Annotated in this window: 17 protein-coding genes and 1 pseudogene; 9 read left to right on the top strand and 9 right to left on the bottom strand. The window is 58.5% G+C overall.

Annotated features, from left to right (window positions below; genetic code table 11):
* Nucleotides 1-48 precede the first annotated feature (48 nt).
* Entirely contained in the window at nt 49-813 is a 765-nt protein-coding gene (locus AC07W5_RS17235; RefSeq protein ID WP_494993088.1) for a methyl-accepting chemotaxis protein, read from the top strand.
* A gap of 98 nt (nt 814-911) precedes the next feature.
* Here the strand turns inward: AC07W5_RS17235 and AC07W5_RS17230 are convergent, their stop codons facing one another.
* Together AC07W5_RS17230 and AC07W5_RS17225 are read right to left on the bottom strand one after the other, a co-directional pair.
* Entirely contained in the window at nt 912-1763 is an 852-nt protein-coding gene (locus tag AC07W5_RS17230) for a CAP domain-containing protein (protein WP_495023913.1), read from the bottom strand.
* A 360-nt stretch (nt 1764-2123) separates the two neighbouring features.
* The gene (locus AC07W5_RS17225; RefSeq protein WP_495023912.1) at nt 2124-3584 is read right to left on the bottom strand and encodes an MFS transporter; all 1461 of its coding nucleotides are present in this window, start codon (nt 3582-3584) and stop codon (nt 2124-2126) included.
* Between the two features lie 139 nt (nt 3585-3723).
* Between AC07W5_RS17225 and AC07W5_RS17220 the strand changes: the two genes are divergently transcribed.
* From AC07W5_RS17220 to AC07W5_RS17210, 3 genes are all read left to right on the top strand, one after another.
* Nucleotides 3724-4638: a LysR family transcriptional regulator gene (locus AC07W5_RS17220; RefSeq protein ID WP_495023911.1), complete on the top strand. Its 915-nt coding sequence runs from the start codon at nt 3724-3726 to the stop codon at nt 4636-4638.
* An 80-nt stretch (nt 4639-4718) separates the two neighbouring features.
* Nucleotides 4719-5612 carry a LysR family transcriptional regulator gene (locus AC07W5_RS17215; protein WP_495012815.1) on the top strand — a complete coding sequence of 298 codons (894 nt, stop codon included), beginning with the start codon at nt 4719-4721 and terminating at the stop codon, nt 5610-5612.
* 293 nt (nt 5613-5905) lie between these two features.
* Nucleotides 5906-7333 carry an MFS transporter gene (locus AC07W5_RS17210; protein WP_495023910.1) on the top strand — a complete coding sequence of 476 codons (1428 nt, stop codon included), beginning with the start codon at nt 5906-5908 and terminating at the stop codon, nt 7331-7333.
* Between the two features lie 97 nt (nt 7334-7430).
* Here the strand turns inward: AC07W5_RS17210 and AC07W5_RS17205 are convergent, their stop codons facing one another.
* The gene (locus tag AC07W5_RS17205; protein WP_494992834.1) at nt 7431-7757 is read right to left on the bottom strand and encodes a DUF2388 domain-containing protein; all 327 of its coding nucleotides are present in this window, start codon (nt 7755-7757) and stop codon (nt 7431-7433) included.
* 220 nt (nt 7758-7977) lie between these two features.
* Nucleotides 7978-9312, bottom strand: a complete 1335-nt coding sequence (locus tag AC07W5_RS17200) for an aminotransferase-like domain-containing protein (RefSeq protein ID WP_495023909.1) — start codon at nt 9310-9312, stop codon at nt 7978-7980.
* Between the two features lie 113 nt (nt 9313-9425).
* Between AC07W5_RS17200 and AC07W5_RS17195 the strand changes: the two genes are divergently transcribed.
* A complete protein-coding gene (locus AC07W5_RS17195) occupies nt 9426-10043 on the top strand; it encodes a DJ-1/PfpI family protein (protein WP_495012819.1) in 618 nt (205 codons plus the stop codon).
* Between the two features lie 101 nt (nt 10044-10144).
* Here the strand turns inward: AC07W5_RS17195 and AC07W5_RS17190 are convergent, their stop codons facing one another.
* Together AC07W5_RS17190 and AC07W5_RS17185 are read right to left on the bottom strand one after the other, a co-directional pair.
* Nucleotides 10145-10396: a hypothetical protein gene (locus AC07W5_RS17190; RefSeq protein ID WP_494992837.1), complete on the bottom strand. Its 252-nt coding sequence runs from the start codon at nt 10394-10396 to the stop codon at nt 10145-10147.
* 437 nt (nt 10397-10833) lie between these two features.
* Entirely contained in the window at nt 10834-12474 is a 1641-nt protein-coding gene (locus tag AC07W5_RS17185) for an NRAMP family divalent metal transporter (RefSeq protein WP_495023908.1), read from the bottom strand.
* Between the two features lie 897 nt (nt 12475-13371).
* Between AC07W5_RS17185 and AC07W5_RS17180 the strand changes: the two genes are divergently transcribed.
* On the top strand, nt 13372-13725 hold the full coding sequence (locus AC07W5_RS17180) for a DUF1428 domain-containing protein (protein WP_495012822.1): 354 nt from the start codon (nt 13372-13374) through the stop codon (nt 13723-13725).
* A 67-nt stretch (nt 13726-13792) separates the two neighbouring features.
* Here the strand turns inward: AC07W5_RS17180 and AC07W5_RS17175 are convergent, their stop codons facing one another.
* The 3 genes and pseudogenes from AC07W5_RS17175 to AC07W5_RS17165 form a co-directional block, all read right to left on the bottom strand.
* The gene (locus AC07W5_RS17175) at nt 13793-13987 is read right to left on the bottom strand and encodes a hypothetical protein (protein ID WP_494992840.1); all 195 of its coding nucleotides are present in this window, start codon (nt 13985-13987) and stop codon (nt 13793-13795) included.
* A gap of 82 nt (nt 13988-14069) precedes the next feature.
* A pseudogene (locus AC07W5_RS17170) lies at nt 14070-16889 on the bottom strand (multicopper oxidase domain-containing protein); the annotation flags it as partial.
* Nucleotides 16890-17241: 352 nt separating this feature from the next.
* Nucleotides 17242-18855 (bottom strand): carbohydrate porin, encoded by a 1614-nt coding sequence (locus AC07W5_RS17165; protein ID WP_495023907.1) that lies wholly within the window; start codon nt 18853-18855, stop codon nt 17242-17244.
* 253 nt (nt 18856-19108) lie between these two features.
* On the opposite strand from AC07W5_RS17165, the gene AC07W5_RS17160 reads away from it, so the two are divergent.
* The 3 genes from AC07W5_RS17160 to AC07W5_RS17150 all read left to right on the top strand — a co-directional run bounded on the left by AC07W5_RS17160 (nt 19109) and on the right by AC07W5_RS17150 (nt 22994).
* Nucleotides 19109-20401 carry an MFS transporter gene (locus AC07W5_RS17160; protein WP_495023906.1) on the top strand — a complete coding sequence of 431 codons (1293 nt, stop codon included), beginning with the start codon at nt 19109-19111 and terminating at the stop codon, nt 20399-20401.
* Between the two features lie 13 nt (nt 20402-20414).
* Nucleotides 20415-21890 (top strand): glycoside hydrolase family 32 protein, encoded by a 1476-nt coding sequence (locus AC07W5_RS17155; protein ID WP_495012825.1) that lies wholly within the window; start codon nt 20415-20417, stop codon nt 21888-21890.
* 105 nt (nt 21891-21995) lie between these two features.
* Nucleotides 21996-22994 carry a LacI family DNA-binding transcriptional regulator gene (locus AC07W5_RS17150; protein WP_495023905.1) on the top strand — a complete coding sequence of 333 codons (999 nt, stop codon included), beginning with the start codon at nt 21996-21998 and terminating at the stop codon, nt 22992-22994.
* The last annotated feature ends 567 nt before the right edge of the window (nt 22995-23561 follow it).

The raw sequence follows: 23561 nt of genomic DNA, 5'->3' as shown, positions 1-23561 counted from the left end.
CACGTCAACGAAGTGGCCCTGCGGGTGGTCAGCGCGTCCAATTCGTCGATGCTCAACTCTGACCAACAATCCAGCCGAACCAATAGCGTGGCGGCCGCCATCAACCAGCTGGGCGCAGCTGCACAGGAAATTGCCCGCAACGCAGCCCTTGCCTCGCATCAGGCCAGCGATGCCCGGAGTCTGGCTGAAGACGGTCAACAGGTCGTCGATCGATCCATCCAGGCCATGAACCAGTTGTCCGGGATGCTCAGCACCTCCAGCGGCAATATCGAGACCCTCAACAGCAAAACGGTGAATATCGGGCAGATTCTCGAGGTGATCACCAGCATCTCCCAGCAAACCAACCTGCTGGCACTTAACGCCGCCATTGAAGCTGCCCGCGCCGGAGAGGCCGGGCGTGGTTTTGCGGTGGTCGCCGATGAGGTGCGCAACCTGGCCCATCGCACCCAGGAGTCGGCGCAACAGGTGCAGACGATGATCGAAGAGCTGCAAGTTGGCGCCCGCGAGTCGGTCAGTACCATGAGTCAGAGCCAACGCCACAGCCTGGAAAGCGTGGAGATCGCCAACCTGGCCGGCGAGCGCTTGAATAGCGTGACCCTGCGCATCGGTGAGATCGACGGCATGAACCAATCGGTTGCCACCGCCACGGAAGAACAGACCGCCGTGGTCGAGTCGATCAATACGGACATTAGAGAGATCAACACCCTTAATCAGGACGGCGTGGAAAACCTGCAGTCGACCTTGCGGGCCTGTTCCGATCTGGAGCAGCAGGCAGGCCGCCTGAAGCAGTTGGTTGGCAGTTTTCGGATCTGAGCAGCTGCCCTCACCTTGTGCGGGCAGCTGTGTCTTGCGCGGGCCAGACTCAAAGGTGCCGTCTTCAGCGGCGAAAGTATAGAAACGCGTTCAGGCACTCACTGCGTACCGAACATTGCCGTCCAGTAGATTCCCGCATCACTCTTCGGATCAACCGCATAGGCAGCACCCAGCTCACGAAACTCCGGGTTCATCAGGTTGGCGCAGTGACCGGGGCTGGCCAGCCAGCCATCTACCACCCTGCGCACGGTGTCCTGCCCGGCGGCGATGTTCTCGCCGATCTGCCGACCGACGTAGCCCGCCAGTTCAGCCCGGTCACCCGGCGTGTGGCCATCGCGGTCTTTGTGATCGAAGAAGTTGTTATTGGCCATGGCCCGGGTATGGGTCTGGGCCGCCGTCGCCAGCATGGCGTTCCAGGCCAGCGGCGTCGTGGCGGCAAAGGATTGGGCGCCGCAATGGCGCGGCTGCGTGCGGGCGGTGTTGATCATTGCGAGTAGCTTCTGTCCCTCCGCTTGCCAGTCGCCCAAGCGTGCGGCCAACAGCGGACGCGCCAGCACGATGCGCCACTGACCTCCCTCGCGGCTCACGCCGATATCGATGAATTGCGGGTTCAGCACAACCTGGCAGAAGCTTTCCTGCACCGCCTTCATGGCCGACTGCGCATCACGCGGCCCGGACAAGCTGATCGCCTGCACGCTGACCATCGGATAAGCCGCATTCGCCAGCGCCTGCTGCAGGTTCCCGATGCTACTGGCCGACAGGACCAGACGCGGATCGGCCGCTAGCGGTGGCAGCTCCGAAGACGCCTGGCCCCCACAGCGCTGCACCTGGCTGCGATAGGCGTTGATCGACTCGACCAGCTGAGTCTCTTCGCTCGCCATCGCAGTGGCGGCGAACACCAGTCCCAGAGACAACGCGGCAAGATGCATAACGGATGACAGGACGTGCATGTAAGTCTCCCTTGAGCTGACTGTGCCCATGATGCGCGATTTCATTTCACACAGCGCCATGTTTAGCGGACAGCGTAAGTGCAATGTGCTGTCAGTCTGATGGAATGATTTGATGACTATAGTGTGTAAAACCAACGGGTTCAGTCAGAAGGTTCGACCATGCGCCTCCCATGCATGGCAACCTGCTTGGTAATCGTCCTTCTCCAGGGCCAGGGAATACATCAAGACCACCGAGACCGGAAAGTTTCTTTTCTATAAGCCTCACGGCGGTACAGCACGATAGGAGCGTGTGCTCTTGACAAAGACCGGTTGGGGGAAAATATACGTGTCGCCTTTTGTTTTCTGCCTCATGAGACGTCTTCAGGGAGCGAAGGGCGTGCCACCAGCGCGCGACTTCCAGCCGCGACTTCCAGCCGCGATGGCCAGCGCAGCGGCGATCAGCGCGAGCGCGACTGCGAACGTGATCTGCATACCGGAGGCAACGGCCTCGGGGGATGCCGTCGTGAAGTCGGTCGTCGCCGATGCGAACACGAACACCGCACCTATAACGGATGCACCGGTGATCAGTCCAAGATTGCGCGACAGGCTGAGCATGCCGGAAATGACGCCACGCTGGTCCGGGTGGACATCCATCATCACGGCAGTGTTGTTAGCGGCCTGGAATAGCTGATAACCGGGGGTCAAGACGACGATGGCAGCAATGTAGCCCGCAATGCCGAACATCGCCGCAAGCACGGATAGAGCCAATGAGCCAGCCGCCATTGCGATGAGTCCAGCGATGACTGTGTTTGGCGCGCCCAAACGGTCGACAATACGACCAGCCGGGACACCGCTCAGTGCTGAGATGATTGGGCCAATCGACATGACGACGCCAACCAGAGCCAGGTTGAGCCCGAGTGCACGAGAGAGGTAGAACGGCCCGACCACCAGCGTCGCCATCATCACCGTCGAGACGAGCGCGCTCATCGTCAGGCTCGCGCTCAGCACGGGATCGCGGAATATCGCCAATCGGATCAAGGGTGATGCGGCTCTCGCCTCGGCGAACACGAAGAGGCCGGCTCCAAAGACAGCAGCCAGCAGCAGAGCGATGTTGAGCGCACCGAAGCTGCCGCGCCCCATGGTCATGGCGAGTGCATAGGCCGCGAGCGTCAGCGCCAGCAGCAGGGTGCCCACAGGGTCAAAACCGGCACGATCGGTCCTTGGTCTCTGGCGATCGGCAGGCAGGGAGCGATGCGCGAGAACAAAAGTCAGGATGCCCAGCGGTACGTTGATGAGGAAGAGGGCCCTCCAATCGAGTCCGGCGATCAGAACGCCGCCAAGCGACGGGCCGAGAGCGGTGCCAATTGCGGACATCGTCCCCAGTAACCCCATGGCGCTACCGGTCTTTGCCTTCGCAACCGTCTCACCGATAAACGCCATGGTCAGGGCCATCATGATGGCTGCTCCGAGGCCCTGTGCCGCCCGGGCGGCAATCAGCAGCCAGAGCGTGGGCGCAAAGCCGCACAGGGCCGAGGCCACCGTGAACACAAAGATGCCGGCCAGTAGCAGCCGGCGGCGGCCGATGATGTCACCGAGCCTTCCGACGCTGACGATCAAGGTGGTGATGGCGAGCAGATAAGCGAGGACGATCCACTGGACCTCCTGAAAGGAGGCGTTGAACGCCTGAGCCAACGTCGGCAAGCCCACATTGGCGATGCTGGTGCCGAGCGAGGACAGCAACATCGATAGCGACAGGCTGGCAAGCGCCCACCGAACCGAAGGTGTCCGTTGCACACTTCCAGCGACTGTCTCATCTCGGTTTGCAATGATTGGCTTCAACATGAACTCCTTTTTCTGGCAACTCCCGAAACGGAGCTGTCAGAAGCGTAATCCTTTGCCTGATATGGCGGAAGGCGCACCATTTGCACTTTATTCATGCGTTTAACGCCATGTCACAATCACGCCGTGCTATGGTCGATGCATGTCGACACCTGATCTCAACTTGCTTGTCACCCTTGATGTGCTGCTCGCAGAAGGCAGCGTTGCGCGCGCAGCGCAGCGGTTGCGGCTCAGCCAGTCGGCGATGAGTCGGGCACTGGCGCGATTGCGTGAAACAACGGGCGATCCGCTGTTGGTCAGGGCCGGACGCGGTCTGGTTCCCACACCCCGAGCGCTCGAACTGCGCGAGCGGGTCAGTCAGCTGGTGCAGGACGCAGAAGCGGTTCTACGCCCTGCGCAGATGCTCAACCTCAAACAGCTGGTCCGAACGTTCACGCTGCGCACCAGTGACGGCTTTGTGGAGAACTTCGGACCGGACCTCATTGCGCGCGTCGGCGAGCAAGCGCCCGGCGTGCGGCTGTGCTTCGTGCAGAAGCCAAACAAAGACAGCGCGCCACTTCGCGACGGGGCCGTCGATCTGGAAACCGGCGTTGTGGGGAAGACGACTCCTGCGCAGATGTTTACGCAGGCATTGTTCCGAGACCGTTTCATTGGCGTCGTGCGAATGGGGCACTCGCTGAGCCAGGGCGAGATCACTCCCTCCCGTTATGCGGCCGGTGGGCACATCTGCGTCTCGCGACGGGGTCTGGACAGGGGACCGATCGATATCGATGAAGCCTTGACTCCATTGGGGCTGCAAAGGGAGATCGTCACGATCGTCGGTGGCTTTTCGTCTGCACTGGCGCTCGCCCGGGCCACCGACCTGATCGCCAGTGTTCCCGAACGACATACCGCAAACCTGCGCGTCGGAATGCACAGTTTTTCTCTTCCGTTTTCCTTGCCGACGTTCACCGTCTCATTGCTCTGGCATCCACGGCTGGATGCCGATCCAGCGCATCGCTGGTTGCGCGGATGCATTCGGGAGGTTTGTGCGCAGCAGCGCATCGACCGGACATAACCTCCAGCAGTCTTACCGGAATTCGCAGACCGGCTTTTCAGGATACATAATGAGTGATCCTTGATGAGCTGGACTAATAAATGCCCCGCGAGAACTACAACGATCTGATTGCCTTTGTCACCATCGCGCGCGAGGGCAGCTTTACCCGAGCGGCTGCGCAACTCGGGGTCTCGCAATCCGCGTTGAGTCACACCATTCGTGCGCTGGAGACCAGACTGGGGCTACGGCTCCTGACGCGTACAACGCGCAGCGTATCGCCCACGGAAGTCGGCGAACGCCTGCTCCTCACGCTGGCCCCCAGATTCGAGGAAATTGAATCCGAAATCACCGCCCTGAGCGAGTTTCGGGATAAACCGGCGGGCACCATACGTATCAATGCCGCAGAACATGCAGTGAATACTGTTCTTTGGCCAAAGCTTGCAAAAATTTTGCCGGACTACCCGGACATCAAGGTGGAAATTACCATCGACTACGGGCTGACCGACATTGTCGCGCAGCGATATGACGTAGGGATCCGGCTGGGTGATCAGGTCGCCAAAGACATGATTGCCGCGCGCATCGCTGCGGATTTACGGATGACCGTAGTGGCGGCTCCCGCCTACTTTGCCCGGAAAGCACCGCCGGTGACGCTACAAGATTTGGCCAACCATGACTGCATCAACCTGCGATTGCCCACCTATGGCGGCTTGATGGCCTGGGAGTTCGTCAAGGACGGGCATGAAGTGAAAGCACGCGTCGATGGCCAACTGGTGTTCAATAGCAGCTCCCAGATACTCAGGGCAGCGCTGGCCGGGTTTGGCGTTGCGTACATACCCGAAGACCTGGTGCAGGAGCATCTGGCTGAAGGTCGTCTGATTCAGGTGCTTGAAGATTGGTGTCCAACGTACCCGGGTTACCATCTTTACTATCCGAGTCGCCGCCAATCGTCGCGGGCGTTGGCGGTTCTGGTTGAAGCGCTGCGGTATCGCGCCTAGCTCTTGCCGGCGATGGGGCCCTTGAGATAGCCATCGCGAGCAAGCTCGGCTCCTACGAAAGCCATGCTCGTCAGAGCGTGATTCAACGTAGCCCTGGCCTGGCCCGCTGATCAAGCCTGGGTCTTGGGTTACTTATGAATTGATCTCATGTAGGCATTCTGATTGTCCTGTCTAATCATGAGTGGCAGCGACAGGTAAGGTAGAGGCCAGTGCATAACCGGGTGCCATGTGCCGGGTGAAAAGCACGCTCAGGGCGCCGTCCCTCAAGTCGCAACCCCCCTTCGGAGTGACAGATGAATAATGGGATTGAAGGCAGTGCAACCCGCTCTCACCAGTTGATCGTGCTGGCGATCGTGCTTGTCAGCTATCTGATGATCGTCCTCGATATCTCGATTGTCATTACGGCACTGCCGAAGATCCAGGCGGGCCTTCACTTCACCCATACCGGGCTTTCCTGGGTGCAGAACGCTTATATGCTCGCCTTCGGTGGGTTGCTGCTGTCAGGCGCCCGGACCGGCGATATTCTTGGCCGCCGTCGGATGTTGGTGATCGGACTGATGTTGTTCACTGCGGCATCGCTCGCTATCGGTTTGGCGCAGTCACCCGCCTGGCTGATTGTTGCCCGTGCAGTGCAGGGTGTCGGCGCCGCGATTCTGGCCCCATCGACGCTGGCCCTGCTGTCGACGAACTTTACCGAAGGCCCGGCGCGCACACGTGCATTCGCTTACTACGGCGCGACCGCCGGTGTCGGGGCCAGTATCGGGCTGGTGCTCGGCGGTGTCATTGCGGACTGGCTTTCATGGCGCGTGGGCTTTTTCATCAACCTGCCAATCGGGATTGCCTTGATGCTCGGCGCCCGGCACTACCTCACAGAGACGGTGCGTCGTCCCGGTAAGCTTGACGTGGTGGGTGCCCTCAGTTCGACGTTGGGCATGAGCTCTCTGGTCTACGGCATCGTCCGTTGCGCAAGTGATGGCTGGAGCGATTCGACCACAGTCGTGACATTTACGGCGGGCGTCCTGCTGCTGGCGGTTTTCGTTATCAACGAAGGAAAAGCCAGGCAACCGATCATGCCGCTGCGCCTGTTCGCGAGCCGGGAGCGGGCAGGGGCTTACGCTGCCCGCGTACTTTTTCTTGGCGCGATGGTTGGCTTCTGGTTCTTCACGACCCAGTACCTCCAGGGTGTGCTCGGCTACGGCCCGTTCGGGGCCGGTATCGCCTTTCTGCCAACGACACTTGTGAACTTCGTGGCGGCGATGGCAGTACCCAGACTTACCCATCGGTTTGGCAATGGACGTGTACTCGCCGCTGGCCTGACCTTGTCGCTGATGGGCCTGGCCTGGCTCAGTCGGGTTAGCGTGGACACGGCTTACCTGACCGGAGTCGCTCTGCCGATGATGCTCATCGGCATCGGTCAGGGCTGCACCCTCAGCCCTCTCACGGTCTCGGGCGTTGCAGGTGTAGCTGCGCAAGATGCGGGTGCTGCCTCAGGGCTGGTCAACGTTGCTCATCAGCTGGGCGGCTCATTGGGGCTGGCCATTCTTATCGTCGTGTTCGATGCGGCAGGTGTAGGTGCGACGGATGCCAAAGCGTTGCTCGCGCACCGCGTCGCCGCCGCATTCACCGCCGGCACGCTGATGCTGGCGTTAGCACTGGCTCTGGTTCTGGTACTGATCGTCAGGCCGCATAAGGCGCTCGTCAGCAGCGAAACAGCCCGATAACGAGATTTGCTCATCGGCAAGAACGGTGTGCAGGTGGCCACCGGCCGTGCGGCTTCCTCGCGCAGACATTGCAACTCGATGCGATGTACGTACGCCACTAATGACCGGCAGCTCGCTCATCTTGAATGAGGAGCGCTTGGGCCAGTTCTTCGTCGCTTGCCTTGAGGCCTGGATGATCGTGTCTAATCTGCATCAACACCGACTCCAGATAGGCGCCGCGAATGGTGCCTCCACTCGCGACGAAGCTGGAGAGGTCATCGCGGGCGGGAACCATGATCTTGTCGTCTTTCAACGTTGAGTACAGCGACACCGAAAGCCCTGCCGAAGTGGCAATTTCGTCCGCATCCACATGGTGTCTGTGGGCCATGGCCGAACCAAAGGGCAGACAAAGCGTTAGCAAGGGTATGAGGAATATGCGGCGCATAATGTGTCCTCCGAAAGCATGAATCCTGAATGATCTACCACATACTTTATGATGCATGGTACCCGCCAGGAGTTCCCTGCCGGTACCGCATCCCGGCGCAGAGGTCGAGGCTTGGGCGATTTATGCCAACACGCTATCTGCTCCCCGAAAGCGCCCATTGGTCGAAAGCGATCTGACGAAGGTGAAGGGAGCGCATGGCCGATAGCGATTCTCGGCCAGGTCAATAAGAGTAAGCATCAACAACTCGCTTCACCGTTTTGAGTGCTACTTGAAGGGCATCCAGCTCTAGAGATCCGAGCGCGAGCCTGATTGCGTGAGGAACATGGGCAGAAGTCGAAAAGGGCTCCGCAGTCGAAACCGAAACGTGCTCGTGCATTAGCGCCATCGCTACCTGGTCAGCTCGAACCTCTTCACCTAAAGGAAGCCAGAGAAAATAGGAGGAGGGGTGGCCTATGTACTTCAGGTCGGTCAACGTGGCTTTGGCCATGGACTGTCGGTTCGCAGCATCCTGGCGCTTTTCGCCTTCCAGGCGACTGACAGTGCCATCGTCGAGCCAGTTACAAGCGATTGAAGTCATCACGCCAGGCGTGTTCCAGATGGTAGCTCTGATGGTTCTCTCGATAGCGGGTATCCAGCGCGAGGGCGCCGCGACAAATCCGACGCGCAGCCCGGTGGCGACACTTTTGGACAAGCCCGACACGTACACGGTTCTTTCCGGCGCAAGCGCGGCCAAGGGTGCAGGTGCGTCCTCGGCGAGGAACGCATAGGCGGCGTCCTCAATGATAAGCAAGTCGTGCTCGCGGGCGATGGTCACCAGGCGTTGCCGCCAATGCTCGCTGGCTACCCATCCCAGCGGATTGTGCAGGGTGGGCATGCTGTACACGGCGCGTACCCTTCTGCTCTTGCACAGCCGAACCAATGCATCCAGATCAGGTTCGTGGCCCGCAGCAGGGATGGGAGCCAATTCCAGGTGCTGGGTCTCGGCAAGGACTTTGAAACCGGGATAGGTCAAGGCGTCCGTCGCGACGATATCACCCGGGCGAAGCAGCCCCATGACTGTCGCCGCCAACCCGTGTTGGGCCCCGCTGACGATCAGTACGTGTTCCTCGCCGATGTTCAAACCTCTGCCTTGCAGATGCCGGGCGACTGACGCGCGCTCATGCTGGCGTCCCCCATGGGGTTGATAACGGAGCAAGGCTTCCAGATCGCCCGAAGACGCCAGTTGGCGCAAGGCGCCACGTAGCAGTTCTGCCTGGCCCGGTAGAGAGGGATAGTTGAAGTTAAGGTCCAGAATTCCCGAAGCGACGGCATGCTGGTCGATGCCTAACCCTGGTGGTAATGAGGTCTCGCGGACAAAAGTACCTCTGCCGGTTTCGCCGCTGACCAAACCCATTGCCTCAAGCTCCGCGTAGACACGTGTAGCGGTGGCCAATGCCAGACCTTCGTTTGTCGCAAGCTCTCGGTGCGTGGGCAGACGCGTGCCAGGTGATAGACGTCCTGCGCGAATGTCGGCGGCGAACGCGTCCACCAACGATTTATAGCGGGAACGAGCCATGGAGATGTATCCATTACAATTATTTGATTGTGCTAATTGTTCGCCATAGTCTGCGTCTGCACAACCGCCTCCTTCAGGCGGATGCCAAGCCACATTTGCGGGAAGACCAAGCCATGCATATCGCTATCCTGACCTTCGAAGGTTTCAACGAACTCGACTCCCTCATCGCGCTTGGCGTTCTTAACCGTGTCAAGAAGCCGGGTTGGCGGGTATCGATTGCCAGTCCAACGCCCCGTGTTCGCTCGATGAATGGGCTCGTGATCGAATCCCAGGCAACGCTGCGCGAGGCCAGCGAAGCCGATGCGGTCCTTGTCGGGAGCGGCATGCAGACTCGCGAAGTCGTCGCTGACACCGCCCTTATGGCGCAGTTGCAGCTTGATCCCTCGAGGCAGCTCCTGGGTGCGCAATGCTCGGGCACATTGGTGTTAGCAAAGCTTGGCTTGCTGGAGGGGGTACCGGCATGCACTGACTTGACGACGAAACCGTGGGTTCAGGCGGCCGGCATCGATGTCCTTAACCAGGCGTTCTTCGCCAAAGGCAATATCGCCACAGCCGGCGGATGCCTCGCCTCGCCTTATCTGGCGGCCTGGATCATTGCCCGTCTGGAAGGCGTCGAAGCGGCAGAGAGCGCACTTCACTACGTCGCGCCGGTAGGGGAAAAAGAAGAGTACGTTCAGCGCGGGATGCGCAATATCGCGCCGTATCTGCACCAGGGGCGGGTTCCTGTGTAAACAGACTTCCAGATACGGAAAACGAATGAGCATTCGGGTGTTTCAAGGCGCCACGCACCAGCAACTGAATGCTGCACGGTTGCCTCCAATCGCCCTTGGGATCAAAACAGCCATTTCCTGACGGATGAGAACATGCTCGACCTTGCTGGCGTCCCCTTGTCCACCAACTCTTCAATAGCGTTAGTGGCCAACAGGGTGCGCTCCCTGAGGGCGCTCAGCCGGGAATGGAGCTCTTTCTTCAGGCGTTTCTGCTCGTTGGGAGGACAAAGCTGAATGAGCTGGCTAGCCATGAAAAAATTGAATTCCATCTGCTGATCCAGCGCTTCACTGACTTGCTTGACTGCTTCGATCATTCTGAGTCCATTTCATACAAGGCTACCCTTGTAACCACGTCTGTTTTCTATCGAGCCAGCCTGCCGGACCTTTCGAATTGCAACCTGACATTTCGTAACGCTACGTAGAGAACCGGTAAGGCGGCAATGCTGTTCAGTTAAGGAATTTCTGGCTCCGCACATTCCCCGTAGCAGCTGCCGAAGGCTGCGTTCGGCTGCGTAGCGGTCGTAAAATCAGGCACTGTGGTGTTACAGGTTGACCGTGGTTGCATGATTTGCGACTGCTGCGCAGCCGAACGCAGGCTTCGCCAGCTGCTACGGATCGCGTCGTCGCCTTAAGTGAACAGCATTGCGGTAAGGCGGGGCTTTATCTGGTTTATGTGCAGGCCACGCTATAGATAGCCAACATAGTGTCCATTGAGGTGGACACTATGTTGGGGTTTTGCCTACGTTTACATTCAAGCGAGCGCCAGCTGAATGACTTTGTAAATCACCATGCCCATTGCCACCATCAGGTAGCCGCGCAACACCCCCATCCAGAGGCGGTTGCGTTGCGACAGTACCACCGGCTTCAGTTGTGCGAGTGGTGGCATCCGCCATGCGTGCATCATTTGTTGGGTGAACGTGACGGTGCTGTCGGGCAGCGCCTCTTTGTCGACTTCTTTGCGGGCGTGCAACACATTCACCGCAATGGCGATGATGAGTCCCAGCAAACCACCGCCAATGAGGATGTCAGCGATGGTTTCACCGGACATGTCCGGGAAAGCCACCGAAGCAGTCAATACGACCGACAGCAGCACCAGCACCGCGACAATGACGGCAGTCATTACGTTGGTGAAACGATTGTTTGCCCAGGGGCCCAGCACTTCCTTGTCGTTGCACAGCAGCAACAGGAACACGGTGGCACTGGGCAGCAGTACCCCAGCCAGCGTCTGTACCGCGTTGGTCAGCAGGCCGAGCGGCACACCTGGAATCAACACCAGCGCCGCAGCCAGCGTAATCAGGCCGCAGAACATCATGTAAAAACCCTTTGCATCGCCTGGTTTACGGTGCAGCGAGTGTTTCAGGTTCAGTACATCGCCCAGCGCGTAGGCGGTCGACAGTGACACCGCCATTGCACCGATGATGCTGGCGTCGATCAGTGCGATCGCAAACAGTATCCCTGGCAGGCGCCCGTGGTATTTGGCGATGCCCGTTGCGATGGCGCCCGCATCGGTGAACTGGCCGAACTCTGGGTGACCGGCAAAAATTTGCGCAGTGAAGGCGATCATTGCCACCGCACCTATCACCACCAGCGCAATGCCCAGCCATAGATCAGCGCGTTCGTACTTGATGAAACGCGGGGTGATGCGTTTGTCGATCACGTAGCTTTGCTGGAAGAACAGCTGCCAGGGCGCCACAGTGGTGCCAACGATGCCGATGATCAGCAGAAACACTTCTGACAGCTTGCCTTCAGCAGGCAGTAGCGGGATAAAAAAATCGTGAGCTACTTGCGCCATTGGTGGATGGATCATCACGAAGATCGGTACCAGGAGCAGGCTGCCAACCACCAATATCAACGAGAAGCGTTCGAAGCGCCGGAAGTCGCCGGTACAGGCTGCGAGCATGATGAACACCGCCGCCAGGCACACCCCGGCTACCTTGGGCACACCGAGGAAGCCCATCCCGAGGCTGATGCCGATGAACTCCGTGACAATGGTCAGCGCGTTGAGGATGAACAGATCGATCGCACTGAACGCACCCCAGAACTTGCCGAAGCGCTCTATGATCAGCCGGGCGTGGCCGACACCCGTCACGACGCCCAGACGCAGCACCATTTCCTGGTTTACGTACAGCACCGGGACCAACAGCGCCATTGTCCACAGCAGCATGGTTCCGTAGTTCTGGCCGGCCTGGCCATAAGTGCTGAACGCACCGGCGTCATTGTCACCCACCATCACGATCAACCCGGGGCCCAGGATGGCCAGAAGCGTTTTGAAGCGATGCCACCAACCATTGCGAGGGGCGATGTCGTCATAACGGATGGTGCCGAGCGCTCCGCGGATGTCTCCGACGTGGGCACTGTCAAGAACGGCAGTTTCAATCTTCAGGTTGGACATAACGAAATCTCTCCAAAAGCGTAACGCTCGATGCCGCTTTCGACTCCCGCCGGATAGGTGCGTACCCGCAGAGGTCAGGGGCGCGAAGAGGTCACTCGGAGAGAATTGCGCGAAAGGTGGGGGGAGATCAGCCAGTGAAGGTTGTGCTACTACCCGCTAGACGCCGCCATTTCAGTCAGAGTGACCGGACTACTTTTACTGGGGTCCATAAACGGTCTCTCCTTCATGCTTTGGGTGGCAGCGCAGCTTCAAATATTGAGCCGGACTTTGATTGCTTTCAGGTGGCATGACGTCCTCCTTTCCATACCTGGCGGTATGATCACGTTAAAACCACCGCTGCTGCACACAGGCAGGCAAACGATGGGTGCAGAAACCTGCGACCGCAGCGAACGCAAGACGCACGCAACAATCAGGGAGCGCACAGAAAAATCTGCTCGCCCGGGTTTCAAGTTTTGGTTACGCGAAGGAGTTTGATACTGATGCGCGCAACGTCCTGCACTTGACAGAACGTTGGCTAAGGGAATCTAGCGGAGGTCGTGCCAAGCTTGTACGGAGAATTTCTCCGATTGACTACAATAGCTGTCCAAAGTAATACGGCCTCAGATGTAACTATATGTAAATCTTAGGTGTGCCCCGTTAAAAGTCAACCCGGATACCGGCTGCTGGCACAGCACAACGAACTGGCGGCAGATGCCAAAAGTGGCGTTTTTACATACTCGGGGCATAAAGCGCTCAGTCATTACACCTGCCGTCGGTCGGTTCTATCGGGTCTTCGTCTCAGACCTGTCGATTTGACGCCCAGCGGATCGACTATCCAGCAGATCGACCCGTAACCGATGGCGCGATCCGCCCAAGGTAGATTGCGCCCATTCACACAACCCAGGCAGGAGATTGATCATGTCCTATGTTGATGGCTTTATCGCCGCAGTGCCCACCGCCAACCGCGAACAGTTCAAGCGGCATGCCGAATCCGCCGCGGCCATTTTCAAAAAAAACGGCGCGTTGAGCGTCGTCGAGTGCTGGGGGGACGATGTGCCCGACGGCAAGGTGACCTCTTTCCCGATGGCGGTGAAACTCAAGGAGGGCGAGACAGTGGTCTTCTCCTGGATCATCTGGCCCAACCGTCAAACACGTGACGCCGGAATGGAGAAGTTCATGGCCGATGCCCAAACCAACCCGGACCTCAACCCGATGCCCTTTGATGGTCAACGGATGATCTTCGGCGGCTTCGAGGTGATCGTTAACGCGTAAGGGTCGCAGCGTGATCTTGCTCCCACTCTCAATGTGGGGGCGAGATCGAGGCGAAGGAGGGCAGGGATCATTCCGGCGCAGACGTGATACGGCAGCTCTTGCGGTTGCGGATCTCGTTATCCGAAGGCCGCTCTTTCACGAACTCAAACCGCGGCTCGCCCTCGCTGTACGTGACCAGCCATCCCCACTCCAGCTCAGACTCATCCTGACCAGGTTTCGGAGGCGCAGCCCACCATGGCTCTTTGTTGACGATCTGGCGCATACCCCCTCCAGTTGAATGGGATCAACTCAACTATAACGCGCCTGGGTGGGGGTGCCAGGATCGCGTGTTGCTATTGGCGCTGTTTCGTGTTTGGGCCACCGTTACTTTTATCCTCAACAAGGCCAGTGCGGAAGGTGGGGAGCGCTACAGAGTTCACGAAGCGTACGCCGTCCCAGCTTGGCAAGGGCGTTGGCATCAACTGGAACTGACCAGGAAATTCGACATCCCAACGCAGCAACATGGAGGTGTCCTCGTGCTGGGTGTTGTGGCAGTGCTCCATGTAGGTGCCGGCGAACTCGCGGAAGTGGAGCGCCACCTCGAGATTCACGGAGCTGTCGACGCCTTCTCCGATGCGGTAGATGTCCTTGCGTGCCCATTTCTCCCATTCCGGCGGTTCCTTGCCATCGCGGTTGAGAATGATCCCCTCTTCGAAATGTACATGCACCGGGTGGCTCCAGCCGTTGCCGCCATTCTCGATCTTCCACTCTTCGAGGGTGCCATCGCCGCTGAAGCCGGCGGGCGTCGGGCCTTGAGCCAATTGGGGGGCCGCGCTGATACGGCGAGGGTCCATGTTAAAGCCCATGCCACCGTCGGTCTTGATGGTCCAGGGCGCCAAGTCAGTGCCAGAGGACCGCCCGAAGGTAAAGAGGCGATGCCGCGCCGCATTGAGCTTGGCCTGGTCGGCCGGGTTGTCGCGGTCGATGGTCAGCGGGATCATTTTCTTCCCGGCCGGCTTGCCGGGTTTGGCCGGTTCAAAGTCCGCCGGGTTCATGCTCACGTCCTGGCCGGCGTAGGGCTGGACGAGCAACTGGAAGAACTTGCCGACTGCGGGATCGCCCTTGTCCCATTTGGGCCCGTTGCTGGTTTGCTTGATCACCGCTTTATATTTTTCGGACAGCACGTCAGCCAGCGGGATTGGGTTCTTCTCGGGCGTCTTGCCGTCTTTGTGCTCCAACAGGTTGACGAAATAAATCTTGTCTCCCGGTTTGATTCCGTTCTTGGCGAAGTCGACGATGATGTCATAGCGTTCGCCAATGCCCTGAGCCGGCAAGATGGCGTTGTTGTCCTGCAGGTCGCCATCGCCGTTCAGGTCCAGAGTGCCGTCGAAGGGCACGGAATGCTCCATGATGTTGCCGTCGTTGGCAATCATGTGGAACGGCACTCTGGCGAAGGACACTCCGGAGCCTGCCGGCCCAGGGAACTCGCCACTGCTGCCATTGATTTCCCGCACCAGTGCCAGCTTCAGGTAACGCGACACTGAGGCGTTGAGGAGGCGAAAGCGATAACTGCGCGCCCGTACCTTGAGAAAGGGCTGGTACTGCAAGTTGACCAGCATTTGGTCACCCAGAAAACCGTCGGTATTGAACGGGTTGAACCACAATTGGCCGGTTTCGTCCCAGGCCTTGTCGGCGATCAGTAGATTGACATCGTAGTCGCGGTTGCCCCAAGGCAGTGCCGAGCCACTGGGAAAACGCAGGTTGACGCCGTCCTCGAACGCCTCATTGCCGCGATCCAGCGCGCTGTAGTAGTTCATCATTGCCGCGTTGCCCTTGTAGACGTTCTGCGCGGTGAAGTCGAGCATATGGTCGTGGAACCAGTGGGTACTCATGGTCTCGCGCCAGTCGCCGCGCAGTTTGATACTGCCGTTATCGCAGGTCTTGAGACCGGGGCTGGCATCATTGACGAACAGCGTTTCGCCGGGTGAGCAGGGGAACGCAGCCCGAGGGTCTTGCGCCGTGGTGTTGATGGTGTCGTAACCGGCCAACTGCAGTGGCCAACGGTAGTCGTAGTACTGCCCGGGGAAAAAGAACGCATTGGCAAAGCCGTCGCTCTCGGCCGGGGAGTGCCCGTTGTGCTCGTGGGTAGTAAGGGTGTGCAGGCCAAAGCCCGCGTTTGCCGCCGGGTCGATCGGCAGGGCGTCGTAGTGGCGCATCAGTATTGCTTGCCCATTGCGGACCATCAGCAATTTGGGTGGAAACGTGCCATCGAAGGTCCACAGCGACTTGTGATTCTGCACTGGAAACCTGGGATGAAAACGCACTTCGATGCCGCGGGTCGTGGCCACTGTCACGGGGTTGTCGAATGTTTGGTTGTAGAGCCCACCGGGACCGAATTCGCCCTTGGTGTAGCTGTGCAACTGTTTGTTGTCGCGCAAGCCCTGATTGGTTCGGGCGCCTGCTTGCACGGTCTTGAACTGGACCTGGGGGAAAAACTCATTGAAGCGTTGGTGCGACCAACCTTTTCCCGGTGGCCGCCCCTCGGCCGGCGAGTCTACCGGGCTGCGGTTGAGGAAGTCTTCGATTTGCGCCTTCCAGGGGTTGCGGTCCAGTACATTGGAAAACTGTGACGGGAACGGGGTCAAGCCAGGTTGGCGCAGGAAGGCCTCAAGCGCCGCACTCGAGGGGCCGCTGCGGGCGACACTGTTTGGATCCTGCTGCGGTTCCGGGCCCAGGGTAGGAACGGGGAACGTCAGTGTCTGCGGCGGGGTCGCCGGGTCGAGCTTCTCCGGGCCGAGCTCTTCGAACAGCAGCAATTGCTGAGTGAAGGGTTCGGCCCCGAACAGCGGGCTTGGCTTGCCATTGGTGGGAATATTGAACGACGTCTGCAGCTCCGGGGGAAGGACGTTTTCGGCGCGCGGGGTGGTTCTGTCGCCAAACACGCCGTTGGGCAGGGCGAGTGCACCCTGGTTGGCGGGTGGCGCGTCTTTCAGTGCTTCCAGCGCGGCCTTGGGGTCGGCGGGAGGATTGCTGAAGGCCGAGGGATCGGTCGGTGGCGGTGGACCGAAATCATCGAGCGGTGCAGCGCTGATAGCGGCCAGGGTGAAGGTGATGAGCATCGCTGACGCGACGGCTGAACCCCGAAAGAGGTTGGGCGATGATTTCTGCGATGCAGTGTCTTTCATGGTGCGCCCCCTCGCTGCATGCCGGCATGGCGAAACCTGTCATCTCCTCTTTGCAGCATTGTCAAGGACCAAGGCAAAAGCCGAGCCAGGCACGAAAATTATAAAAAACCAAGAATAATCAGCGGGTTGGCTTCAAGTCTTGCTACTGAAAGGGGGTAGCAAAGCCTTTGTTCAATGGGTGCAGGTCCCCACTCCCGGGGAATCCGATAGTAACTTCCCCAGGTTTTCGAGTGTGTGCTGCGTGGTATATGCGCAGGTGCTAAAGCGACCGGCAGACGACCCATTGCCTGATCTTCTGCGTAACTGATCGACTTTTTGTTGTTGCCCTTAGGACGGTCAATTTCCAGGGCTCCTAGAACCAGGTCTCCATCTGCATTCCGAATTGCCAGACCCCGCCAGACTTGAAGCCCTTCTGACCAAAATCGTCTGTTGCGCTGAAGTGATCGAGGTCCCTGGACCAGTTCATATAGGTGGCGAACAGGCGCAATTCAGGACGAGTGAAGAAATCACCGGTTTGTGCCTTGAACGTTGGCGCAAACGTGAGTTTCCAGTAGTCACCATTGGCTGTTTGTCGACCCTTGTAGCCAAGCGCATTCAGGTCCATCGTCTGCCAGCTCAGCTCATAAAGCATTTCGAAGTTGCTGGTCAGTTCATTGGCCAATCGCAGGTTGAGCGTCACATAGCGATAGTCGTCGCCTGGCACATAGCGATCCTTGCTGTGCTCGGCAATGATGGCTGGTGCGATGCGCCAATCCTGATTCAGGCGAGTATGGCCATAGAGTGCCAGGCGCAATGTCTGGGCCTCGTCCAGCAAGTCGCCATCGGCTCCGATGCTGTTGACCTCCGCTCCCAACCCCTTGCCATACAGGAGCGCTGCTTTGAAGTAGCCTTCACGGCCGAAAAAGTCTGGCTGATGGTAGGCGAGCATGCCATGGGAACCGCTTTCGGCAGGGCTGAATCCCGACGCGTTCACCCGGGTATCGCTGGCGAATGCCTGCTTGCTCTTCTCGTTCAGCCTGGCATCGTTCTGGCCCGAGGAAATGCCATTGAACATGATCTGCCAGCGACCCTCATCGAAAAATTGATTGAGGGTCGCGACATAACTCCTGATGTCCTTGTTTTCCTCAGTACCGAAGTCGCCGAAGGAGCGGCTCATCAGGGACGCATTGATGCGCCAGTCATCGGTCAGATGCACGTCGTAGATACCACCACCGGTTCCGGCAAGGAAAACGATCCCCCGGTCGAGCCAATGGATATCGTAATTATCCCGATCAAAGCGCTTGCCAGCCCACAGCGTTGCATCGTGCAGCACAGGGCTGTCTCGAAAGGAAGCCAAATGGTCAAGTTCGGCGTAGACCTGTCGCACATTGAGCCGGCTTTCAGCCGCGGTCCAGTCGTTAGGTGTTTCCAGGCCGTCGGCGAGCATCAGCGTGTATTTGGAACGCGTACCGTTGCTGGCCTGGTTTTCCTTCGAAAACTTCGCCTCCACGTAGGTATCGACCTCATTGCCAAGCCGGCCAACGGCACCACCTACGGAGCCTGCGGGGGTCACGTAGGGGCCGCCATGACCGGCACCTGATCCATTGGTCATTATCCCGGAGCGGGCATATCCACCGAAGGTGAAGCCATCGCTCAGATGCTCGGTCGAACTGGCTGAAGACGCGGTCGTCGGGGGAGGGCTTTCAAGGGACTGCTGGTTCGCCTCTATCCGGGCAACGCGCTCGTTGAGAGATGCTTGTGTGGTCGCCGGGGCGGGGATGGCGATTTGCTTGTTGAGTTGCTCGACTTCCTTGCGCAATCGAGCAGCGTCAGCTTCAGCCACCAAGGCGCGGGCCTCGGCAACGGAGGTTCTGGCCTCAAGCCTGGCAAGACGCTCCTCGATGCTTTGCGCCGGCGCGGCGAGCAGTTGAGTAGAGAGAAAAAGCAAGGAGAAGCCAGCCAAAGGCCGACAGACAGTAGAACTCATAGGTAACCCTCTTGTTTTTGTATTCGGGCACTGCAAAGACCTTTCGAACAGGTCCTTTCCGCCAGCCGAAATGGCGCTTGGGCAAAACCTGAACCCTCCGCTGAGCAAGCCCTGAGAGTCGCTTCTGCAAGGTCTGCTCAAGCGCGATACCTGCTCCTTTGGCACTTGGATCCACTTGACAGCGAGCGGGTGGAGGAGGCGTAATGCGCTGCGATGTTAACGTTAACTTAAATAAAAACAAGAGGGTTGTCACATGCAGCTGTCAGTCAAACGTGAGTACTGGCTTATCAGTGGTTTGCTGTTTTTCTTCTTTTTCGCGTGGTCATCCAGCTATTCGCTGTTCTCGATATGGCTTCATCGAGTCATCGGCCTGAATGGAACGGAAACCGGATTCATCTTTGCCGCCAACGCCATTGCGGCGCTGCTCATTCAGCCGTTCTATGGCGCTCTCCAGGATCGACTTGGCCTGTCCAAAACACTGCTGGTATGGATTGGCGTACTGCTCTGCGCCTCCGCACCTTTTGCGATCTACGTATACGCCAATCTATTGGCCCAGAACGTGGTGTTGGGAGCCGTGGTCGGTGCGACTTTCCTGGCGCTATCCATGCTCGCGGGAGTGGGCGTCATCGAATCCTATACGGAGCGACTGTCACGCCACGCCGGCTTCGAGTTCGGCACCACCAGAATGTGGGGTTCACTGGGCTGGGCCTCCGCGACGGGCGTCGTCGGTGTGGTCTTCAACATTGACCCGGACATTGCGTTTTACATGAGCAGCGCGGCCGGGATAGTGTTTTTGCTGATCCTGTCCCGGCTGGATCTGGCCGCGTTCAACAAACCAGTAACGCAAACGGGTGGCGAAACTGCCATGCCGGTGCGTCTGAACGATCTTTGGAAGCTGCTGACACTTCCTCGCTTCTGGGCATTCAGCTTGTACCTGACCGGGGTTTGTGGAATCTACATGATCTACGAACAACAGTTTCCGGTGTATTTCTCCTCCTTCTTCCCAACCCCGGAGGAGGGAACTCGAGCCTACGGTTACCTGAATTCATCCCAGGTGCTCCTCGAAGCCCTCTGCATGTTGTTCGCGCCATGGGTGGTCGGTCGTACGGGCGCCAAATATGGATTGATACTGGCCGGCAGCATCATGTTCGTCCGTATTCTTGGCTCCGGGCTGGCAATGGATGCCTGGACCATCGCCGCCTGCAAGATGCTCCACGCCCTGGAAGTCCCGATCCTGCTGGTCTCGGTATTCAAATACATTTCCTTCAATTTTGATTCGCGCCTGTCGGCCTCGATCTATTTGGTGGGATTCCAGTTTGCCCAGCAGTTGACTGCGATGCTGCTGTCGCCGGTTGTGGGATACGGCTACGACCATTTTGGCTTCTCGAGCGTTTACGTAACGATGGCTGGCCTGGTAGGCGGTTGCCTGCTGCTGTCATGGTCATTGTTACGCGCAGACCCGGCCCGCAAATCATCCCGGGCAACAGCTCCTGATTCGATGGAACTACCTGCCATCGCCCAATCAGCCACCCGTTACGAACCCTAGTAAGGATCAAGCCATGCACGCTGCACTGCTGGACGAAGCGCATCGCGCCATCGAAAAAAAACTGCCCGAGCGCGGCAACGACTATCGCCTCGGCTATCACCTGTCGCCCCCGGCGGGATGGATGAATGACCCAAACGGACTGGCCTATTTTCGAGGCGAGTACCACGTGTTCTACCAGCACCATCCTTATTCGGCGCAGTGGGGCCCGATGTACTGGGGGCATGCCAAGAGCAAGGACCTGGTTCACTGGGAGCATCTGCCCATAGCGTTAGCCCCCAGTGACCCTTACGATCGAGACGGCTGTTTTTCAGGATCGGCTGTCGTTGCGGGCGATACGCTTTATCTGATCTACACCGGGCATATCTGGTTAGGGGAGCCGGGCGACGACCAAAAAATCCACCAGGTCCAATGCCTGGCCAGCAGCACGAATGGCATCACATTCACCAAACATGGGCCTGTGATCGAAACGCCACCGCATCCGGACATCATGCATTTCCGCGACCCGAAGGTCTGGAAGCGCGCAGACCAATGGTGGATGGCGCTTGGCGCTCGTCAAGGGGATGACCCGCAGCTTTTACTCTATCGCTCCCAGGACCTGCATCATTGGGATTACCTCGGCTGCGCCCTGGACGGCCAACGTGCGTCTGACGGTTACATGTGGGAATGTCCGGACGTGTTCGAACTGGATGGATGCGATGTTTTTCTGTACTCGCCGCAAGGCCTGAAGCCCAGTGGTTACGACAACTGGAACAAATTCCAGAACAGCTATCGATTGGGCCAGCTGGACAATTCCGGCTGCTTCACTGAGACCGGCAGGCTGCACGAACTCGACCACGGTCACGATTTTTATGCCGCCCAGACCCTGCTGGCGCCGGACGGGCGCCGCCTGCTCTGGGCATGGATGGACATGTGGGACAGCCCTATGCCGAGTCAAGAACAACACTGGTGTGGCGCGCTGTCGTTGCCACGTGAAGTAAGCCGCGACGGTGACCGGCTACGCATGCGTCCGGCACGAGAGCTGACAACGCTACGGCAGTCACCTCGAACGCTGGAGATCGGGATGCTTGACTCTCAGAGCCGTACACTTGAAGTTCGTGGCGCTCTGCTGGAGCTTGAGCTCGAACTGGACCTGGCCGGTAGCACCGCTGAGCGCTTTGGCCTGGCCCTGCGCTGTAGCGAAGACCAGCAGGAACGGACTTTGCTGTACTTCGATGCCATGTCCCGACGCTTGGTACTCGACAGGCAACACTCGGGAGCTGGCGTGAGCGGGGTCCGTAGCGTACCTGTGACGCCAGAACAAACGCAGATCGCTCTGCGGATTTTCCTGGATCGCTCCTCCATTGAGGTTTTCGTCGACGACGGCGCCCATAGCCTGAGCAGTCGGATTTATCCTCGCCCCGACAGCCTCGGTGTCAGCGCCTTCGCCATCAATGGGGTAGGGCTGTTCGGGGATACCTCGGTCTGGAGCCTGGCCGATCTCCAGCTCTGAACACCCCTGACGTACCATTCGTGCAGCCTGCTGCCTGGCATCGTGTTGTCATGCTTTTGCCAAGCATGACATGATGCCTGGCTAGACAAGCAATGGCACCCGCGAATGGCTTCAGTTAAAGATGTTGCACGGCTGGCGGGGGTTTCCTTCATGACTGTGTCCAGGGCACTCAATACCCCGGAAAAGCTGAACCAGGAAACTCTGGCGAAAGTTCGTCAAGCGGTCGAGGCCTTGGGGTACGTACCAAGCCTTTCCGCTCGCCAGATTCGTGGCGGTCACTCCCGTGGCAAGACCATCGGAGTCTTCGCGCTCGACACGGCGACAACCCCCTTCGCCGTCGAAATGCTGCTTTCGCTGGAGCGCACCGCGCGAGAAAACAGCTGGAACGTCTTCATCCTCAATGTGTTCGAGGCTCCACCGAGTCAGCAAACCATCGACCTGATGCTGTCGCATCAGCCCGACGGGATTATCTTCAGTGCCATGCAGTTACGCACCGTCGAGATTCCCCAAGCGCTGCGCAACATGCCGCTGGTACTCAGCAACTGCATGAGTTCAGAGCCAGGCATCGCATGCTACGTACCCGACGACGAAGACGGTCAGTATCAGGCCGTGCGGCAGGCGCTGAAAAGGGGCTACCGGCATCCGCTGTGCATTAACCTCCCGCAAAGCAGTCTGGCCTGGGATCAGCGCCAGCAGGGGTTGGCTCGCGCCCTCGCGGAGTCCGGTATGTCCCTGGACAGTGTTCCCCAATACAACCTGTCGACCGATGACGCCTATGAGGAAACGCTTGTCGCGCTGGAGCAGCAATTACGGGAGTCGGATGGAAAGCCGGCCTTCGATCTGCTTGTTTGTGGCAACGACCGCATCGCTTTGGTCGCTTATCAGTACCTGCTCAGTCGCGGTCTGCGCATTCCGGCCGAGGTGGCGGTACTTGGCTACGACAATATGATCGGCGTTGCCGAACTGTTCTATCCACCGCTGAGCACCGTGCAACTTCCGTACTACGAAATGGGCCGCCGTGCTGCTCAGCACTTGATCGAAAGCCGAAATGAACCCTTTATCCATAGGGTTTCATGCCCCCTCGTGGACCGTAAGTCCTGGTGACAACTGCCACAACGTTATGCGGCGGACGATAGTTTTTTACGTCCGACACCGAGTACTGACTACGAGTGTTGTCTTTTTTCGAAACAATTCGGAAACCCGAGATTCCCGGTACCTTCATATTTTCGCTCCAGCCCTGGTATGGATAGCTGGAGTCAGCATGGTTGCAGCTGCAATAAATGTCAGAGCTCTACTTACGGGCTGAAGAACTCCGTGGCCGGACTGCTCATGTCAACCGGCTATGAAGTGAGTTGCTGAAAAGCAAGAAACATAATGGTGCGATAAACCCCTGTTTGGTGCGCATTCAGGCTCCAAAAGGGTGCCCGGGTCTTATTTATATAAAGAGGCCTGGCGCTCAGGCAATGCGCAGCCATAAAAATAACATTCATCAAAATATCCCTATTCTGGCGCATAAAAACAGTTAACCCCTCTATTGCACTCTTTTAGGTCGCGCCAGAGCTGTGCAAAAACCTAAAGAGATAAACGTTTCAGCATTACTTGACTGAAATGTCGCAAAATCGAAGCAAAATGTCCTTTTGTGGCGGATTGATGCCGATTTCCGATTTTATT

The organism is Pseudomonas sp. GW821-FHT01E05 (assembly GCF_059422425.1).
This window is presented reverse-complemented; position numbering and strand designations above follow the sequence as displayed.

Bases quoted from the DNA above. Each gene is read 5' to 3' on its own strand.
- AC07W5_RS17235 (WP_494993088.1), top strand. From the start codon at position 49: ATGCTCAACTCTGACCAACAATCCAGCCGAACCAATAGCGTGGCGGCC.
- AC07W5_RS17230 (WP_495023913.1), bottom strand. From the start codon at position 1,763: ATGCACGTCCTGTCATCCGTTATGCATCTTGCCGCGTTGTCTCTGGGA.
- AC07W5_RS17225 (WP_495023912.1), bottom strand. From the start codon at position 3,584: ATGTTGAAGCCAATCATTGCAAACCGAGATGAGACAGTCGCTGGAAGT.
- AC07W5_RS17220 (WP_495023911.1), top strand. From the start codon at position 3,724: ATGTCGACACCTGATCTCAACTTGCTTGTCACCCTTGATGTGCTGCTC.
- AC07W5_RS17215 (WP_495012815.1), top strand. From the start codon at position 4,719: ATGCCCCGCGAGAACTACAACGATCTGATTGCCTTTGTCACCATCGCG.
- AC07W5_RS17210 (WP_495023910.1), top strand. From the start codon at position 5,906: ATGAATAATGGGATTGAAGGCAGTGCAACCCGCTCTCACCAGTTGATC.
- AC07W5_RS17205 (WP_494992834.1), bottom strand. From the start codon at position 7,757: ATGCGCCGCATATTCCTCATACCCTTGCTAACGCTTTGTCTGCCCTTT.
- AC07W5_RS17200 (WP_495023909.1), bottom strand. From the start codon at position 9,312: ATGGCTCGTTCCCGCTATAAATCGTTGGTGGACGCGTTCGCCGCCGAC.
- AC07W5_RS17195 (WP_495012819.1), top strand. From the start codon at position 9,426: ATGCATATCGCTATCCTGACCTTCGAAGGTTTCAACGAACTCGACTCC.
- AC07W5_RS17190 (WP_494992837.1), bottom strand. From the start codon at position 10,396: ATGATCGAAGCAGTCAAGCAAGTCAGTGAAGCGCTGGATCAGCAGATG.
- AC07W5_RS17185 (WP_495023908.1), bottom strand. From the start codon at position 12,474: ATGTCCAACCTGAAGATTGAAACTGCCGTTCTTGACAGTGCCCACGTC.
- AC07W5_RS17180 (WP_495012822.1), top strand. From the start codon at position 13,372: ATGTCCTATGTTGATGGCTTTATCGCCGCAGTGCCCACCGCCAACCGC.
- AC07W5_RS17175 (WP_494992840.1), bottom strand. From the start codon at position 13,987: ATGCGCCAGATCGTCAACAAAGAGCCATGGTGGGCTGCGCCTCCGAAA.
- AC07W5_RS17165 (WP_495023907.1), bottom strand. From the start codon at position 18,855: ATGAGTTCTACTGTCTGTCGGCCTTTGGCTGGCTTCTCCTTGCTTTTT.
- AC07W5_RS17160 (WP_495023906.1), top strand. From the start codon at position 19,109: ATGCAGCTGTCAGTCAAACGTGAGTACTGGCTTATCAGTGGTTTGCTG.
- AC07W5_RS17155 (WP_495012825.1), top strand. From the start codon at position 20,415: ATGCACGCTGCACTGCTGGACGAAGCGCATCGCGCCATCGAAAAAAAA.
- AC07W5_RS17150 (WP_495023905.1), top strand. From the start codon at position 21,996: ATGGCTTCAGTTAAAGATGTTGCACGGCTGGCGGGGGTTTCCTTCATG.